At 64.2% G+C, this 17,596-nt stretch carries 15 protein-coding genes; 11 read left to right on the forward strand and 4 right to left on the reverse strand.

Annotation, left to right across the window (positions count from 1 at the left end):
* Nucleotides 1–324: 324 nt before the first annotated feature.
* The 4 genes from V8Z78_RS05175 (at nucleotide 325) to V8Z78_RS05190 (ending at nucleotide 3,224) form a co-directional block, all read left to right on the forward strand.
* Nucleotides 325–609 carry a hypothetical protein gene (locus V8Z78_RS05175; protein ID WP_349731023.1) on the forward strand — a complete coding sequence of 95 codons (285 nt, stop codon included), beginning with the start codon at nucleotides 325–327 and terminating at the stop codon, nucleotides 607–609.
* A gap of 45 nt (nucleotides 610–654) precedes the next feature.
* Nucleotides 655–1,659: an LLM class flavin-dependent oxidoreductase gene (locus V8Z78_RS05180; protein WP_349731024.1), complete on the forward strand. Its 1,005-nt coding sequence runs from the start codon at nucleotides 655–657 to the stop codon at nucleotides 1,657–1,659.
* Between the two features lie 125 nt (nucleotides 1,660–1,784).
* Nucleotides 1,785–2,474, forward strand: coding sequence for a helix-turn-helix transcriptional regulator (locus V8Z78_RS05185; protein WP_046461032.1), 690 nt, complete (start codon nucleotides 1,785–1,787; stop codon nucleotides 2,472–2,474).
* A 93-nt stretch (nucleotides 2,475–2,567) separates the two neighbouring features.
* A complete protein-coding gene (locus V8Z78_RS05190) occupies nucleotides 2,568–3,224 on the forward strand; it encodes a glutathione S-transferase family protein (protein ID WP_046461031.1) in 657 nt (218 codons plus the stop codon).
* Between the two features lie 71 nt (nucleotides 3,225–3,295).
* On the opposite strand, the gene V8Z78_RS05195 is transcribed toward V8Z78_RS05190, so the two are convergent.
* The gene (locus V8Z78_RS05195; protein ID WP_349731025.1) at nucleotides 3,296–4,045 is read right to left on the reverse strand and encodes an SDR family NAD(P)-dependent oxidoreductase; all 750 of its coding nucleotides are present in this window, start codon (nucleotides 4,043–4,045) and stop codon (nucleotides 3,296–3,298) included.
* Nucleotides 4,046–4,205: 160 nt separating this feature from the next.
* Between V8Z78_RS05195 and gspF the strand changes: the two genes are divergently transcribed.
* From gspF to V8Z78_RS05215, 4 genes are all read left to right on the forward strand, one after another.
* Nucleotides 4,206–5,429, forward strand: coding sequence for a type II secretion system inner membrane protein GspF (gene gspF, locus V8Z78_RS05200; RefSeq protein ID WP_045838483.1), 1,224 nt, complete (start codon nucleotides 4,206–4,208; stop codon nucleotides 5,427–5,429).
* A 131-nt stretch (nucleotides 5,430–5,560) separates the two neighbouring features.
* A complete protein-coding gene (locus V8Z78_RS05205; RefSeq protein ID WP_003058831.1) occupies nucleotides 5,561–6,763 on the forward strand; it encodes an ammonium transporter in 1,203 nt (400 codons plus the stop codon).
* Between the two features lie 61 nt (nucleotides 6,764–6,824).
* Complete coding sequence (locus V8Z78_RS05210; protein WP_046461030.1) at nucleotides 6,825–7,742, forward strand: 5'-nucleotidase; 918 nt, start codon at nucleotides 6,825–6,827, stop codon at nucleotides 7,740–7,742.
* A 71-nt stretch (nucleotides 7,743–7,813) separates the two neighbouring features.
* Entirely contained in the window at nucleotides 7,814–8,281 is a 468-nt protein-coding gene (locus V8Z78_RS05215; protein ID WP_349731026.1) for an EF-hand domain-containing protein, read from the forward strand.
* A gap of 63 nt (nucleotides 8,282–8,344) precedes the next feature.
* Here the strand turns inward: V8Z78_RS05215 and V8Z78_RS05220 are convergent, their stop codons facing one another.
* From V8Z78_RS05220 to V8Z78_RS05230, 3 genes are all read right to left on the reverse strand, one after another.
* The gene (locus tag V8Z78_RS05220) at nucleotides 8,345–8,782 is read right to left on the reverse strand and encodes a hypothetical protein (RefSeq protein ID WP_034361309.1); all 438 of its coding nucleotides are present in this window, start codon (nucleotides 8,780–8,782) and stop codon (nucleotides 8,345–8,347) included.
* 205 nt (nucleotides 8,783–8,987) lie between these two features.
* Entirely contained in the window at nucleotides 8,988–9,479 is a 492-nt protein-coding gene (locus V8Z78_RS05225; RefSeq protein WP_003061886.1) for a cyanophycin metabolism-associated DUF1854 family protein, read from the reverse strand.
* A complete protein-coding gene (locus tag V8Z78_RS05230) occupies nucleotides 9,476–11,773 on the reverse strand; it encodes a cyanophycin metabolism-associated ABC transporter (protein ID WP_034361307.1) in 2,298 nt (765 codons plus the stop codon). The genes V8Z78_RS05225 and V8Z78_RS05230 overlap by 4 nt, the downstream gene beginning before the upstream one ends.
* A 225-nt stretch (nucleotides 11,774–11,998) precedes the next feature.
* Between V8Z78_RS05230 and V8Z78_RS05235 the strand changes: the two genes are divergently transcribed.
* From V8Z78_RS05235 to V8Z78_RS05245, 3 genes are all read left to right on the forward strand, one after another.
* Nucleotides 11,999–14,179: a cyanophycin synthetase gene (locus V8Z78_RS05235; RefSeq protein WP_034409253.1), complete on the forward strand. Its 2,181-nt coding sequence runs from the start codon at nucleotides 11,999–12,001 to the stop codon at nucleotides 14,177–14,179.
* A 96-nt stretch (nucleotides 14,180–14,275) separates the two neighbouring features.
* The gene (gene cphA / locus V8Z78_RS05240; RefSeq protein WP_003061870.1) at nucleotides 14,276–16,846 is read left to right on the forward strand and encodes a cyanophycin synthetase; all 2,571 of its coding nucleotides are present in this window, start codon (nucleotides 14,276–14,278) and stop codon (nucleotides 16,844–16,846) included.
* A 293-nt stretch (nucleotides 16,847–17,139) separates the two neighbouring features.
* The gene (locus V8Z78_RS05245) at nucleotides 17,140–17,514 is read left to right on the forward strand and encodes a DUF2946 family protein (RefSeq protein WP_003061869.1); all 375 of its coding nucleotides are present in this window, start codon (nucleotides 17,140–17,142) and stop codon (nucleotides 17,512–17,514) included.
* Nucleotides 17,515–17,596: the final 82 nt, after the last annotated feature.

A 17,596-nucleotide genomic window follows, 5' to 3' on the forward strand; every position in this document is an offset into this window, starting at 1 on the left:
GATCCTGGTCAGCAACTACAGCATCGCCACCCAGGCAGATGCCAAGGTGCTGCGCTTCACGCAGGAGCCCACCCAGCTCAACGTCAGCAACTTCCAGAACTACCGCCTGTTCGTCGAACGGGGCGGCATCACCTATGTCGGCTATCGGGACAAGCAGATGGTCAGCAATCAGCAGCGGCTCAATGGCACTGCAGCCGATGCGCTGCTTGCCGCCCTCGGCCTGAACTGACTCCCCGCCTCGCTGCACAGCCCACCTCACGGTGGGCTTTTTTCATGCATGGCCTCAGCCAGCAGCGGTCATTGAGCTTTGCCAGAATCGTTGCCATGCTTGAAAACCTTCGCACTTTCGTCCAGCCCTATGGCGGCGATCTGTTTCTGCTGCTGATCGCCCTGGCTGTCATCAGCCTCGCTGTGCTGTTCAACCTCAAGGCCCGCCTGCCCGTGGACCAGTTGCGCCGCGTGATCCGCATGGCGGCGCTGGTGGCCTTGCTGGGCTCGGTATTCGCCATGCAAGCCGGCAGCACCTATTACGCAATGGCCGCCGTGCTGCTGATCTGGGGTGTGCTGGTTGGCATTGTTTTTGGACGTGAAGTAGGCCGCAAGCGCTGACTCACAAAGCGCCATAAGCTATCAAAATCATATAGATAAAACGCCATGAAATCCCTGAACAACGTCAAGCTGTCCATGCTGGACCTGGTCGCCGTGCGCGAAGGCGCAACGGTGGCCGATGCTCTGCAGATTGCCGTGCGCACCGCGCAGCAGGCTGAAAAGCTGGGCTTCACCCGCTACTGGCTGGCCGAGCACCACAATATGCCGGGCATTGCGAGTTCGGCCACGGCCGTGCTGATCGGCCACATCGCAGGTGCCACGCAGAAGATTCGTGTGGGCTCGGGCGGCATCATGCTGCCCAACCATGCACCGCTGGTGGTCGCCGAGGCCTTCGGCACGCTGGCCGAGCTCTACCCGGGCCGCATCGACCTGGGTCTGGGCCGCGCGCCGGGCACCGACGCAGCGACCATGCGCGCCCTGCGCCGCGACCGCGTGGAGACCGAGGAGGATTTCCCACGCGACGTGCAGGAGCTGCAGCGCCTGCTGGGCGATCAGCAGGATGGAGCACGCATCATCGCCATGCCGGGCGCGGGCACCCACGTGCCCATCTGGCTGCTGGGCTCCAGCCTGTTCTCTGCCCAGCTGGCTGCACACATGGGCCTGCCCTACGCCTTTGCCTCGCACTTTGCGCCACGCATGCTGCACCAGGCCCTGGCCCTGTACCGCCAGATGTTCAAGCCCAGTGCCACACTGGCCAAGCCTTACGCGATTGTCGGCGTGCCCGTGATTGCAGCCCCCAGCGATGAAGAGGCGCGGTTTCTGGCCAGCAGCACCTATCAGCGCGTGCTCGGCATTCTGACCGGAAACCGCACCCGCCTCATGCCCCCGATACCGGACTTCTGGGAGCAGCTGGATGGGCGCGCCCAGGCGGCGATTGCCGATTTTCTGGCCGTGGGCGTCATCGGCGGCCCGGATACCGTGCGCCAGGGACTGCAGAATCTGGCCGACGAGACCCAGGCCGATGAATTCATGATCGTCAGCGATGTCTATGACGCCGAGCTGCGCCTGCGCAGCCTGGAGATCACGGCTGGCGCCATGAACTCCGCCTGAGCGGTCCTGGCAGCTCCCTCCTCTCACGCTGCGCGGTAGGAGGGATTGCAGAGAGAACGACAAACCAGCGTCCCGGCATGAGAGCGTGCCAAACTCCTGCGTCGTTCACCTCCGAGATTTCTTTCATGAGCCGCTCCGCCCGTCTGCTGCAATTGCTGGATACGCTGCGCCGCGCCCGTCAGCCGCAGACCGGGCCCGAACTGGCCCAGGCACTGGGCATCAGCCTGCGCACGCTGTACCGCGACATCGCCACCTTGCGCACCCAGGGCGCCGACATCCTGGGCGACCCCGGCATAGGTTTCGAGATGCGGCCCGGCTTTCTGCTGCCGCCGCTGATGTTCAACGCCGACGAGCTGGAGGCCCTGCTGCTGGGCGCGCGCTGGGCCAGCCTGCAGGCTGATCCGCAACTGGCCCAGGCCGCCACCGCCGCCATGGACCGCATACGCACAGCACTGCCGCTGGAGCTGCGCATTGCCGTCGACACCAGCGGCCTGCTGGTTCCCAATATGCAGACAGATCCGCCGGCCGAGCCCTGGCAGGCCGCGCTGCGCCGCGCCATCCGTGCCGAACACAAGGTCGTGCTGCACTACCGCGACCAGCATGGCGTGCCGAGCCAGCGCCGCATCTGGCCGTTTGCCATGGCCTACTTCGAGCGCAGCCGCGTGGTCTCGGCCTGGTGCGAGTTGCGCCAGGCCTTTCGTCACTTTCGCGCCGACCGCGTGGACGCGCTGGAGGATCTGGGCGAACGCTATCCGCAGCGGCGCCAGGCACTGATACAGCGCTGGCTGGACGAAACCGGCTACACGCTGGATTGAGCGGCGCTGCTGACAGAAACTGTCAGCCCCCGCTCCTACATTGGCTGCATGGCGTTTTTGCCATGTCACAACAGCCCGTCAAGGAGAGCCGCAATGTCCACATCTCACCAGCCCAAGCTGCGCTTTTTCAGCAACCCCAGATCACGCGCCCGCATGGTGCGCTGGATGCTGGAGGAATGCGGTGCCGACTATGAAACCGTTGAGCTGGAATTCGGACCCGAGATGAAGTCGCCCGAGTACCTGTCCATCAACTCCATGGGCAAGGTACCGGCGCTGCAGCATGGCGATGCCGTGGTCACCGAGACCGGAGCCATCCTCGCCTATCTGGCCGAGCTTTTCCCCGAGAAACAACTGGCCCCGGTGATGGGCAGCCCGGAACGGGCCAGCTACTTTCGCTGGCTGTTCTTTGTCGCCGGGCCTGTGGAGGCCGTCACAACCGCCCGCAACGAAGGCTGGCTGCAATCGCAAACTCATCAGCAGGCCATGAGCGCAGGCTTTGGCCGCTTTGACGATGTGCTGAACACCTTGCTGCATGCGGTGGCCGGAAAACGCTATGTCTGCGGCGACCACTTCACGGCCGCCGATCTGTATCTGGCCAGCTATATCGGATGGAGCATGATGGACGGCAGCTTGCCCAAGCGGCCCGAATTCGAGGCCTATGCCACGCCGCTGCTGCAGCGTGCGGCCTCGGTGCGCGCCGACGAGATCGACGGCGATATGCAAGCCGCAGCCATGGCGCCAGTCGTTTAAGGTTTTCGCCCTTAGCGGCTGCCAGTCAAGCGCAGGGCAATCAAAACCTATAACAAACCGCTGCAAACCACTCAGCGCGCCAAGTAACCGCCGTCGACCGGGTAATAAGCGCCCGTCACAAACGACGCACGGTCGCTGGCCAGCCAGGCCACCAGCTCGGCGATCTCCTCGGGCTGGCCCAGGCGTCCCATGGGGTGGGCCGCCACCAGCGCCGCATGCGTAGCCGGGTCCTGCTCCAGACCGCTGATCATGGGAGTGTGGATAAAGCCCGGCCCCACGGCATTGACGCGCACGCCCCTGGCCGAATATTCGAGCGCTGCCGCCTTGGTCAGACCCAGCACGCCATGCTTGGCCGCTGTATAGGCCGCAGAGTTGGCAAAGCCCACGGCACCGAGGATGGACGCCATATTGATGATGGAGCCGCCGCCGCCCTGCAGCATGGCGGCGATCTGGTATTTGCAGGCATAGAAGACGCCCGAGAGATTGACGCGCAGCACCTGCTCCCAGGCATCCAGTGGATAGTCGGCCGTGGGCGCACTGACACCGCCGATGCCGGCGTTGTTGCAGGCCACGTCCAGGCGGCCGAAGTGGCGCATGGTCAAGGCCACCAGCGCTTCATGATCCGCCGCGCTGCCGGCGTCGGCGCGCAGATACAGTGCCTCGGCGCCCAGCTCGCGCACCAGGGCTGCGGTCTCCTGGCCCTGCTCCTCGTTGAGGTCGGCCAGCACCACCCGCGCGCCTTCCCTGGCCCATGTCAGTGCCACACAGCGGCCTATGCCGGATGCAGCCCCCGTCACCAATGCAACCTTGTCCTTGAGCATCGAAACCTCGCATTCTTGAATCGGCAGACCATTGTGCCGAGCCCGGCCGCGGCAGTCATGACCTGCGTCAAGCCGGGCTCGCTCTCTCAAACGCCGAAGTGCTGACATCATTAGTCGCTACTATCTGCATTAACCCCTCACCCGTCAGATCGATTCGCGCATGCCCGCCTTTACCTTTGAAGCCCTGGATGCCCAGGGCCAGACCCGCAAGGGCACCCTGGAAGCCGACAACGCCCGTGCCGCGCGCAGCCAGCTGCGCAGCCAGGCCCTGGTGCCGCTGCAGGTCGAGCCCGTCGCCGCTGGCAAGGGCCAAGGCCGCACCGGCGCTTCCGGATGGTTCACGCGCCCGGTCTTCAACTCCACCAGCCTCGCGGTATGGACCCGCCAGCTCTCGGGCCTGGTCAGCTCCGGCCTGCCCATAGAACGCGCACTGGCCGCGCTGTCCGAGGAAGCCGAGGACGAACGCCAGCATCAGCTGGTCGCAGCGCTGAGGGCCGAGGTCAATGCCGGCTCCAGCTTTGCCAGGGCGCTGGAACAGCATCCACGCGAGTTTTCCGATATCTTTTGCGCCGTGATCGGCGCCGGCGAATCCAGCGGCAGCCTGGGTCCGGTGCTGGAAAACCTGGCCGACGACCTGGAGGCGCGCCAGGCATTGCAGTCCAAGCTCATCGGCGCCTCGCTGTATCCGGCCATCGTGACGCTGGTGGCCATCGTCATCGTGATCTTTCTGGTCAGCTATGTGGTGCCGCAGGTGGCCGGCGTGTTTGCCGGCACCAAGCGTGCGCTGCCGTTTCTCACCGTGGTCATGCTCGGCATCAGCGACTTTGTGCGCCACTACGGCTGGTTCATGCTGGCCGTGCTGCTGCTGGCTGCCGTGGGCTTTCGGCTGGCGCTCAGGAACGAGGCATTCCGCGAGCGCTTCGATGCCCAATGGCTGCGTCTGCCGCTCATAGGCCGGCTCTCGCGCAGCTATAACGCGGCGCGCTTTGCCGGCACCCTGGCCATGTTGGCCGGAGCGGGCGTGCCCATTCTCAAGGCCTTGCAGGCCGCGGCCGAGACGCTGAACAACCGCGCCCTGCGCGCCGATGCCATGGATGCGCTGGTGTTGGTGCGCGAAGGCGCGCCACTGGCCTCGGCCCTGGCTCAGAAGAAGCGCTTTCCGGGCCTGGTCGCCATGTTCGCCCGGTTGGGCGAGCAGACGGGCCAGCTGCCGCTGATGCTGCAGCGTGCCGCCACCCAGCTGTCCACCGAGGTCCAGCGCCGCGCCATGCACCTGGCCACGATCCTCGAGCCGCTGCTCATCGTCGTCATGGGACTGGTGGTCATGCTCATCGTGCTGGCCGTGCTCATGCCCATCATCCAGCTCAACCAGTTCGTCAAATAGGCCGGCCGCGTCCGCAGCGGTGCGGAAGCGCCCACTCCAGCTTGGCGCAATTCTTGCTTTCTTTTAGTGCATTGCGGGTATTTCCCTCAATTTCGCACCAATAAATAGCAAATTTCAGCTGGAGCGTTTTCATGCAAGCACTAAAACAGGGCGCGGATGCCCTGTTCATTCTGATGGGCGCCGTCATGGTCCTGGCCATGCACGCCGGTTTCGCCTTCCTGGAACTGGGCACCGTGCGCCGCAAGAACCAGGTCAATGCCCTGGTCAAGATCCTGGTCGACTTCTCGGTCTCCACCGTGGTCTATTTCGCTCTCGGCTATGGCGTGGCCTACGGCACGCACTTTTTCGTGGGCGCCGAGCAGCTCGCTGCGCTCAACGGCTACGGCCTGGTCAAGTTCTTCTTTCTGCTGACCTTTGCCGCCGCCATTCCCGCCATCATCTCGGGCGGCATCGCCGAGCGCGCCAAGTTCTGGCCCCAGCTGATCGCCACGGCCATGATCGTGGGCCTGATCTATCCCTTCTTCGAGGGCATTGCCTGGAACCAGCATTTCGGCGTCCAGGCCTGGATCAAGGCGCTGACCGGTGCCGAGTTCCATGACTTTGCCGGCAGCGTGGTGGTCCACGCCGTGGGCGGCTGGATCGCCCTGGGAGCCGTGCTGCTGCTGGGCCCGCGCCGCAATCGCTACCGCCAGGGCGGAGCGATTGCGGCCACACCGCCCTCCAGCATTCCCTTTCTGGCGCTGGGCGCCTGGATTCTGATCGTGGGCTGGTTCGGCTTCAATGTGATGAGTGCCCAGAGTCTGGACAAGATCTCCGGTCTGGTCGCAGTGAACTCGCTGATGGCCATGGTGGGCGGCACGCTGGCCGCCCTGGCCGTGGGCAAAAACGACCCGGGTTTTGTGCACAACGGCCCGCTGGCCGGCCTGGTTGCCGTCTGTGCGGGCTCGGATCTGATGCATCCTCTGGGGGCACTGGTCGTGGGGGCTGCCGCCGGCGCCATCTTTGTCTTCATGTTCACGCTAACGCAGAACAAATGGAAGATCGACGATGTGCTGGGCGTGTGGCCGCTGCACGGTCTGTGCGGCGCCTGGGGCGGCATTGCGGCCGGCATCTTCGGCACGCAGGCACTGGGCGGGCTTGGCGGCGTGCATCCGCTGGCCCAGCTCATAGGCACGCTGATGGGCGTGGCCTGGGCAGCGCTCGGCGGCCTGCTGGTCTATGGCCTGCTCAAGAAAACCATGGGGCTGCGCCTGAGCCAGGAGCAGGAGTTCGACGGTGCCGATCTGTCCATACACCATATCAGTGCCACGCCCGAGCGCGAAGCCAACTGGTGAGGGCGCGGCGGCCTGCGTATCATCGAAGCCTGTCTGCACATCCGCCCAAAGCCGTACCGCCATGGCCATGACCCTGAACGACAAGCTCGTCGTCGCCATCTCCTCGCGAGCCCTGTTCGATTTCGAGGAGGAAAACCGCCTCTTCGAGGACAGCGACCCGGCGAGCTATCTGCGCTTGCAGCGCGAGCGGCTGAACGTGCCTGCCGCGCCCGGCGTGGCCTTCTCGCTGGTCAAGAAGCTGCTGGCCTTCAACACCGAGGCACAGCAGCATGTGGAAGTGGTGCTGCTCTCGCGCAACGACCCCGTCAGCGGCATGCGCGTCTTCCGCTCGGCCCAGGCCCACGGCCTGCACTCCATACAGCGCGGCGTATTCACCCAGGGGCGCGACCCCTTCGGCTATCTGCGTCCGCTGGGAGCCCAGCTGTTTCTCTCGGCGAATGCCGATGACGTGACCCAGGCACTGCAGCTGGGCTACCCGGCCGCCCATGTGTTCACCGACTCCATGCGCGCCAGCAGCAGCCATCCGCGCGAAGTGCGCATCGCTTTCGACGGCGATGCCGTGCTGTTTTCCGACGAGGCCGAGCGCATCTTCCAGGCCCAGGGCCTGGAGGCTTTCCAGCAGCATGAGCTGGAGAAAGCCGCCCAGCCGCTGCCTGAGGGCCCTTTCAAGCCGCTGCTGGCCGCCCTGCACCGCCTGCAGCAGGCCGATGTGGCCGGCATGCGCGTGCGCACGGCCCTGGTCACGGCGCGCAGCGCCCCGGCCCATGAGCGTGCGCTCAATACGCTGATGGACTGGAAGATCGATGTCGATGAAGCCATGTTCCTCGGCGGACTGGCCAAGGGCGGGTTTCTGCGCGAGTTCGAGCCCGATTTCTTCTTCGACGACCAGACCGGCCATGTGCGCAATGCAGCCGGGCATGTTCCCTCGGGCCATGTGCGCAGCGGCATTGCCCACGACAAGGCGGCGCTGCCTACGTAAAGCTTGGCAAAGTCCGGCAAGCGAATGCAAAACTTTGAAAGTGCGGCGGGACGGTGCTTGAGAATGCCGTCATGGCCCTCATCTGTACCGCTATGTCAAAAGCCAAGAACCACCCCATCGTCGCGCGCAGCAGCTCGGTCATGAAGACCGCCATGGGCGTGCTGCTGACCAGCGCCGTGCTGCTGCTGCCCACGGTGCGCGCCGAGGAAACTGCCAGCGACAAGGTGGCAGAAAGACAGGGAACCCAGCTCTCCAAGGGCGAGATCAAGGCCCAGCAGCAGTTCAAGATGCTGGACTTCAATCAGGATGGCAAGCTCAGCCGCAAGGAAGTGGCCATCATCCCCAAGCTGGCCGCCGCCTTTGACGAAACCGACACCAACAAGGACGGCTTTGTCACCTATGAGGAAGTGCGCGCCTTTGCCGTCAAATACCGGGCAGCGCGTGAAAAGGCCAAGGCCGCGGAAGCCGTGGCAGCTGCACCAGCCAAGGACGATGCTCACAAATCAGAAGCTGACAGCGCTGATCCTGAAAGCAAATAAGATATAAAAATAGCTGAAGCGCTTGAATATCAAGCGCAATCAGCTCTCAAAAAAAGCAATCACTTACTTGGCGTTGCCGCTGCGCTTTATCCTGGGCTCGGAATAAGTCAGCGGCTCATTGCGCGCCTGCTGCTTGCTCTGCAGCAGATCTTCCGACTTGCTGGTTTCCTGCGCCTGCTCCACCGCCTGGGCGCTGGCGCGCCACATGGACTGGATGAACTCGATCAGTTGCTTGGAGATCGGCTCCTTGGGCGGCTCCTCGACCTCCTCCTTTTGCTTGACCTCCTCGGCCAGCGTCCAGTCGCGGTTCTCGGTATCGGGAGCCGAGGGCTTCTCGGGCTCACGCACCGTGCGGCCCTCGCCGATCTTGTCCACCGACTCCGTCGCATTCACCGCATTCACGGGGCGCACCGGCGCGGCGCCAGAGGCGCCTGTGGAATACAAATCCGCACCCTGGGTACGCCAGGGCGTCTGTGTCCGGTCTAGAGGTGGAATTTGCATGGCTTGGCCCTCGGCAGTAAAAAGGTGCAGGCGGAAAATCAGCTATCTCGCCCTGTTATCGGCCACGCTTGAGAAAACTGTAGGATTATTTTCAATCCTATTTTGATAGCTATTAGCCTATATATATCAAGCGCCACTGCGCAATTTGATACAAAAAAGGGCCTCGCGATTATGCGAGGCCCTTGAAATAGTCGCGCTGCGCGGCTTACAGAAAGCGCTCCAGCAGCTTGCGCGAATGCCGGTCCAGCTTGCTGCTGTCGGGAATCCGATATTGCACGCCATCCTGGCCCGTGATCTGCAGTCGGGTGCGCCCGGCCAGCTTGCGAATGTCTTCCTCGGCCTTGAGCACCATCTGCGTCAGGCCGCGATCCGTCTGCAGCTCCCAGGTGCTGGGGGTGGAAAAACTCGAGACCTTGAGAATGCGCTCTATGGTCGGCACGAACTCCCGCACTGCCAGGTCCTGCTCGATCAGCTGACGATGCTCGGGCTGCAGGTCGGCCATGCGGGCCACCCACAGCGCTTCCTTGCCATCGGCGGCGATCAGCGACAGCCCTTCGGCAGGCGCGGCAATCGGAAATGCACGCACGGGAACGACGGCTTCGTAGACCAGACCGTTGCCCAGGGTCAGCACCAGACGGCCATGGGCGTTGCGCTCCAGCTGCATACCGCTCAGATTGGATTGGGGAGCTTCGATCATTGTGTTTCCTTGGTCTGCAGCTTGAGGCCGGCCGCTTGCGCATCCTCTTCGGCACGGCGTGCCTGGGCGTCGTAGAGACGGAAGTAATGGCCCTTGAGATCCATCAGCTCGTCGTGCGGGCCGACTTCGACGATTTCGCCACGATCCATGACCACCAGACGGTCGGCCTTGCGCAAGGTGGACAGGCGGTGGGCAATGGCGATCGTGGTGCGCCCCTGGACCAGATTGTCCAGCGCCTTCTGGATCTCCTTTTCGGTCTCGGTATCCACGGCCGAGGTGGCTTCGTCGAGGATAAGGATGCGCGGATCGATCAGCAGCGCACGCGCGATGGAGATACGCTGGCGCTCGCCACCCGACAGGCCCTGGCCGCGCTCGCCGACCAGGGAGTCATAGCCGTGGGGCAGGCGCAGGATGAACTCGTGGGCATGGGCGGCACGCGCCGCGGCCACGATTTCCTCGCGCGTGGCATCGGGCTTGCCGTAGGCGATGTTCTCGGCAATCGTACCGAAGAACAGGAAGGGCTCCTGCAGCACCAGGCCGATATTGCTGCGGTAGTCGGACACGGACATGCGGCGCACGTCCACGCCGTCGAGCTGGATGGAGCCCTCGGAGACGTCGTAGAAACGGCAGATCAGATTGACCAGGGTGCTCTTGCCCGAGCCGCTGTGGCCGACCAGTCCGATCATCTCGCCGGGCTTGATCTCCAGGTTCAGATGCTTGATGACGGCACGGCTGCCGTAGCGAAAGCCCACATCCTCCATGGTGATGGCACCCTTGGCCTTGCCGGGCAGCTTCACGGGGTTGCTGGGCTCGGGCACATTGCTGACATGGTCGAGGATGTCGAAGATGCGCTTGGCACCGGCAGCAGCCTTCTGCGTGACCGAGACAATGCGGCTCATCGAATCCAGGCGGGTATAGAAACGGCCGATATAGGCGATGAAGGCGGTCAGCACACCGACCGTGATGGAGCCGCCGGCCACCAGATAGATGCCGAAGCCCCAGACCACCAGAATGCCGACCTCGGTCAGCAGCGTCACCGTGGGGGTGAACAGCGACCAGGTCTTGTTGACCTTGTCGTTGGCCTGGAGATTGATCAGATTGGCGTCGGCAAAGCGGTCGGCTTCACGCTTTTCCTGTGCGAAGGCCTTGACCACGCGGATGCCGGGAATGGTGTCGGCCAGCACATTGGTCACCTCGGACCAGACGCGGTCTATCTTCTCGAAGCCCGTGCGCAGGCGGTCGCGCACGGTGTGGATCATCCAGGCGATGAAGGGCAGCGGCACCAGCGTGACCAGCGCCAGCCAGGGGTTGATGGAGAACAGGATGGCCGATGTCATCACGATCATCAGCACATCGGTTGCAAAATCAAGTGCGTTGAGCGACAGAAACAGATTGATGCGATCGGTTTCGGCACCGATACGCGCCATCAGATCCCCCGTGCGCTTGCTGCCGTAGTAATCCACCGACAGGTTCAGCAAGTGGTTGTAGGTGGTGGTGCGCAGATTGGAGCCTATGCGCTCGGACACCTTGGCCAGCACGAAAGTACGTGCCCAGCCCAATGCCCAGGCAAGCAGCGCCGACAGCAGCAGCATGCCCAGATAGAAGAAAACCAGATCCCGGTCGATTTTTTCACCGTTCTGGAACGGAATCAGTATCTTGTCCATCAGCGGGATGGTCAGATAAGGAGCCACCAATTGGGCCGCCGTCGTGGCCAGGGTCAGCAAGAAGCCCAGCAGCAGCTGGCCCTGATAAGGTTTGGCAAAACGCCACAGGCGCAGCAGCACCCAGGTGGAGGTCTGGGGCGCCTGCTGGCGTGCGCAGGCCGGGCATTCCTCGGTATCGGGCGGCAGCACCGAGTGGCAGACCGGGCAATGCGGGACATCCTCATCGCTGACCGCGCTATAGGCCTCCTGACGGGCGATGCGCTCGCGCTGGCGGTCGAACTGCTGCATCAGCTGCAGCATGGAGGTCTGATGCTTCAGCGTGATCAGCCACTGTGCAAGACGCGCGCTCCTGTCATGCAGTTCCAGGTTGCCCACACCGCCATGATCCTGCAGGCGCAGGCTTTGATCTACCGCCAGGGCCCATTCACGCCACTGCTGGGTCTTGGGATCGCAGGCCAGCAGACGCTCCTGGGTCAGGGCCAGAAGGCCGCTGCCGAACTGCAAATCCGCACTCAGGTCAACCGGGACGACGGCTAATACGTTTTCATGTTCAGCGAGTCTTGCTCGCAGCTCGCCCCCCAGGGGGCCGGCAAAGACTGCCGAGGCGTCCACAGTATGGTGATGTTGCATGTTGAGTTATTTTTCTCCGCCGATGGCGGCTCCAAGAGTCATGCGGGCAACCGCATCGGCATGGTGAATATGGCTGCGCCTGACGTCCGATATATCCTGGTTAACGCGCGAACCTGCATTTAGGCTGACAAGCTTCACAATGCAGATTCTGGGCGCACAATGCCAACCTATCAGGGGCAGGAGTTTAAGAAAACCTGCTCTCCTCATTCCTATCCGCTGATCAACATGGCGAAATTCAACGACATCCAACTCTTGCGCACAACTTTCCTGCGTGGCCCCAGTGTCTGGACCTACCGCCCGGTACTGGAGGTCTGGCTGGATCTGGGAGAGCTGGAAGACTATCCGTCCAACAAGATCCCCGGCCTCAACGAGCGCCTGACCAGCTGGCTGCCCGATCTGATCGAGCACACCTGCGGCGTCGGCGAGCGCGGCGGCTTCATCCAGCGCCTGGAAGGCGGCACCTGGATGGGTCATGTGATGGAGCATGTCATCATCGAGCTGCTGAACCTGGCCGGCATGCCCGCAGAATTCGGTCAGACCCGCGAAATTTCCAGGCGCGGCGTGTACCGCATGGTGTTCCGCTGCCCCGAAGAGGCCGTGGCCCGCGTGGCTCTGGAATATGGGCACAAGCTGCTGATGGCGGCCATCAATGACGAGCCGTTCGACCTCAAGCCCGCCGTGCATGCCATCAAGACGGCCATCAACGACCGCTACCTGGGCCCCTCGACCGGCTGCATCGTCGATGCCGCCAGCGAGCGCCGCATTCCCCATATCCGCCTCAACGACGGCAACCTGGTGCAGCTCGGTTATGGCGCGGCACAGCGCCGCATCTGGACCGCAGAGTCCGACCAGACCAGCGCCATCGCCGAAGGCATTGCCCAGGACAAGGACTTCACCAAGCGCCTGCTGGCCGCCTGCGGCGTGCCCGTGCCCGAAGGCCAGATCGTGGCATCGCCCGAAGAAGCCTGGGAAGTGGCGCAGGACATCGGCTTTCCCGTGACCGTCAAGCCCTCGGACGGCAACCATGCCCGTGGCGTGACCCTGGAGCTGTCCAAGGAAGCAGACATCAAGGCCGCGTTTGCACTGGCCCAGCCCGAAGGCTCGGACGTGATCGTCGAAAAATTCATCGACGGCGTGGAGCACCGCCTGCTGGTCGTGGGCGGCAAGGTGGTGGCAGCGACCAAGGGCGAGACGGTTTCCGTCTACGGCAATGGCAATGCCACGCTGCGTGAGCTGGTGGAAGTGCTGAACCAGGACCCACGCCGCGGCCCCGAGCAGGAATACCCGCTGGACTGGATCAATCTGGAAGCCGGTGCCGTCAAGCTGGAACTCAATCGCCAGCATGTGACGCCCGACAGCGTGATTCCCCAGGGTCAGGGCGTGCTGCTGCAGCGCAACGGCAATATGGCCATTGACTGCCTGGACGACGTGCACCCCGACGTGGCTTACTACGCCGTGCTGGCCGCCAAGATCGTCGGCCTGGACATTGCCGGCATGGACATGATCCTCAAGGATGTCTCCAAGCCCATGCAAGGCCAGGGAGCAATTCTGGAAGTCAACGCCGGCCCCGGCCTGTTGATGCACCTCAAGCCCACCAGCGGCGCACCGCGCCCCGTGGGCATGGCGATTGCCGACCATCTCTTCCCCCGCGAAGACGGTGCCGGCGCCGGTCGCATCCCCGTGGTCGGCATTGTGGGCACACGCAACAACGCCTTCATTTCGCGCCTGGTCGGCTGGCTGCTGCAGCTGTCGGGCAAGCTGACCGGCGTGGCCAGCAGCGAAGGCATGTTCCTCGCCAATCGCCATACGCAAAAGACCAATACCGCCAACTGGGCCGGAGCCCATCGTCTGCTGACCAACCGTCTGGCCGAAGCCGCCGTCATCCAGACCACGGCCCGTTCCATTCTGGAAGAAGGCCTGGCCTATGACCGCTGCCTGGTCGGCGTGGTCACCGACATGGACGGCTACGAGCAACTGGCCGATCACGATGTGCTGGAGCCCGGCCAGATGCGCCGCGTGATGCGCACCCAGATCGACGTGGTACTGGACGAAGGCGCGGGCGTGCTCAACGCCGACCTGCCCGAAGTGGCCGATCTGGCCGAGCTCTGCGACGGCGAAGTCATTCTGTACGCCACCGGCGCCGACAATGAATTTGTCGCCGCCCACCGCGCCAACACCGAAGCCCGTCATGAAGGCGGCCGCGCCGTCTTCCTCAAGGGCAACAACGTGGTGCTGGCCACCGGCACGCAGGAACGTGTGCTGGGCACGCTGGAAGCGCTGTCCCTGGCCGGCGGCAAGCGCCCCGACACCAGCGCGCTGCTGGCTGCGATTGCCTCCGCCTGGGCGCTGGACATCACACCCGAGCTGATCGGCGCCGGCATCAAGACCTTTGAATACCAGGCTTGATTGCCCCATAAAACGCTTCAACAGATATAGCTGCTGACGCTTTCCTCACAAGCGTCAGACCAAGAAAAAGCTTGAAATTCAGCTGAAAGAAACACTATGCAGATCACTCGCAACCGAGCCTTGCGCGGCCCCAACCTCTGGACCCGCAGCACAGCCATCGAAGCCATCGTGCACTGCGAAGACAGCGAGCTGCTGTACACCGCCATGCCCGGCTTTGAAGAAAAGCTGCGCGCGCGTTTCCCCACCATCGGTACGCTGCAGCCGCATGGCGCAGACCAGCGCCTGTCGCTGGCCCATGTGCTGGAGGTTGCCGCCCTGTCGCTGCAGGCCCAGGCTGGCTGCCCCGTCACCTTCAGCCGCACCCACGAGACCGTGGAGCACGGCACCTTCCAGGTGGTGGTCGAGTACACCGAAGAATCCGTGGGCAAGCTGGCCATGGAGCGTGCCGAAGCCCTGATTCAGGCGGCATTGAACGACACGCCCTTTGACGCCGACGCCACGATTGCCGAGCTGCGCGAGCTGGACGAGGACGACCGCATCGGCCCCTCGACCGGCGCCATCGTCGATGCCGCCGTGGCACGCGGCATTCCCTTCCGTCGCCTGACCACCGGTTCGCTGGTGCAGCTGGGCTGGGGTTCGCGTGCGCGCCGCTTCCAGGCCGCCGAGATCGACTCCACCAGTGCCGTGGCCGAATCCATTGCGCAGGACAAGGATCTGACCAAGCGCCTGCTGCATGCAGCCGGCGTGCCCGTGCCCATGGGCCGTCCCGTCACCGACGTGGAAGACGCCTGGGCCGTGGCCCAGGAAGTGGGTCTGCCCGTGGTGGTCAAACCCCAGGACGGCAACCAGGGCAAGGGCGTGGTGGTGAACATCACCACCCGCGAAGGCCTGGAGGCCGCTTACAAGACCGCCAGCGAATTTGGCGACGAGATCCTCGTCGAGCGCTTTTTGCCCGGCCATGACTTCCGCATGCTGGTCGTCGGCGGCCAGCTGGTCGCTGCCGCCCGCCGCGAGCCTCCCCAGGTGCTGGGCGACGGCCAGCACACCATCCGCGAGCTGGTGAACATCGTCAACCAGGACCCGCGCCGCGGCTCCGGCCACGGCACGGCACTGACCAAGGTGCGGCTGGACGATATCGCCATCGCCCGCATCGCCAGCGAAGGCCTGACGCCTGACAGCGTGCCCGCCCAGGGCCAGCGCGTGGTGCTGCGCAACAACGCCAATCTGTCCACCGGCGGCAGCGCTACCGATGTGACCGATGATGTGCATCCCGAAATCGCCGCGCGCGCCATCGAGGCCGCACAGACCATAGGCCTGCATATCTGCGGCGTGGACGTGGTCTGCGAAACCATGCTCAAGCCTCTGGAAGAGCAAAGTGGCGGCATCGTGGAAGTCAACGCCGCCCCCGGCCTGCGCATGCACCTGGCGCCCTCCTTCGGCCGTCCCCGCAATGTGGGCGTGCCCATGGTGGACGAGCTGTTCGCGCCCGGCGACGACGGCCGCATCCCCCTGGTCGCCGTCACCGGCACCAACGGCAAGACCACGACCACGCGCGTGATCGCTCACCTGTTCACCTCGCATGGCTGGCGCACTGCCATGACCAACACCGATGGCGTGTACGTCAACGGCCGCCAGATCGACAGCGGCGACTGCTCGGGCCCCAAGAGTGCGCGCAACGCCCTGGCCCACCCCGAGACCGATGCGGCCGTGCTGGAATGCGCACGCGGCGGCATCTTGCGTGAAGGCCTGGGCTTTGACCGCTGCCAGGTCGCCGTGGTCACCAATGTGGGCGAAGGCGACCACCTGGGCCTGAACTTCATCACCACCAAGGAAGATGTCAGCGTTCTCAAGCGCGTCATCGTGCAGAACGTGGCTTCCACGGGCTATGCCGTGCTCAATGCCGCCGATCCACTGGTCGCGGCCATGGCCCATGTCTGCCCCGGCAAGGTCATCTTCTTTGCCGCCGACCGCCACCACCCCGTCATGGCCACGCACCGTGCCCAGGGCAGCCGCGTGGTCTATGTCGATGGCGACGCCATCGTGGCCGCAGAAGGTTCCTGGCGCGAGAGCATCGCGCTGCGCGACATTCCGCTGACCCGTAACGGCACCATCACCTTCCAGGTGGAAAACGTCATGGCCTCCATCGGCGCCGCATGGGCCGCAGGCCTGCCCTGGCAGACCATCCGTCGCGGTCTGGCAGGCTTCCTCAATGACAGCGACAACGCCCCTGCCCGCTTCAATGTGATGGATTACAAGGGCGCCACCATCATTGCCGACTACGGCCACAACCCCGACGCCATCCGCGCGCTGTCGCAGGCCGTGGAAGCCATGCCCGCCAAACGCCGCAGCGTGGTGATCTCGGGCGCCGGCGATCGCCGCGACCAGGACATCACCGAACAGACCCAGATCCTGGGCAAGGTGTTCGATGATGTGGTGCTCTATCAAGATGCCTGCCAGCGTGGCCGCGTGGATGGAGAAGTGCTGGCCCTGCTGAAAAAGGGCCTGGAAGGCGCTCCGCGCACCAGCTACAGCACAGAGATCCATGGCGAGTTCCTTGCCATCGACCATGCCCTGGCGCGCCTGCAGCCCGGCGACCTGTGCCTGGTGCTGGTGGATCAGGTGGAAGAAGCTCTGGAGCATCTGCGCAAGCATGTGAATGGACAGTGACCCCCTGAGGCGCTGACGCGCCTTCCCCCTGAGGGGGACGACGGCCTCGCCGCGAGGCGGCGCGGCCGGCCAGGCTCTTGCTTGCCATCTCTCGCTTGAGCGAGTGCCTATATTCCAGCCCAGGAGCCGTGCATGAACCCTCGGCACCTCCATACCGACCCGGCCTTGCGCCGGGTTCTGTATTTGAAGTCACAGCACTTTGCACCTGCGGCAGGGCTTGCGCGGCGGTTTTCACGCATGCTCTGAGGCGGCGGACGACGTATGATGCGGACGCATATCAGCACCGCCCACCCATGACCTTGCAACAGCTTCGCCGCATTGCCACCTGCCTGCTGGGCCGGTGCGTGCTGGCATGGATGGCACTGTCCATGGGGGTGGCGGCAGCCGCGCCGCTGATCCAGTCTCAGGGGTTTGAGCTGATCTGCACCAGCACCGGCGCGGTCAAGCTGATCGTCAAGGGCGAAGACGGCGGCAGTGCCCTGGGTGCGGGCCACCTCGATTGCCCCATGTGCCTGCCCCATGCAGCACCGCCTCCGCCCGCGCTGCAGCTGCCGCCGCCTACCGAGTCGCCGCTGTGGCATGCGCTGCAGCCCGTGGAGCGGGCGCGCATTGCCTCACTCACCGCAGCCCCCCTGCCTGCGCGCGGGCCGCCCCCCGCTTACCTTTGAACCATTTCGGGCTCTAGCGCAGTTCCGATCTGCGCCGGCCGCTATCAGATTCATAGGGACGACCACGTCCCAAGGTAAGCAT

The sequence above is a fragment of the Comamonas sp. wu1-DMT genome (assembly GCF_040187805.1).
GTDB classification, from domain to species: domain Bacteria; phylum Pseudomonadota; class Gammaproteobacteria; order Burkholderiales; family Burkholderiaceae_C; genus Comamonas; species Comamonas thiooxydans.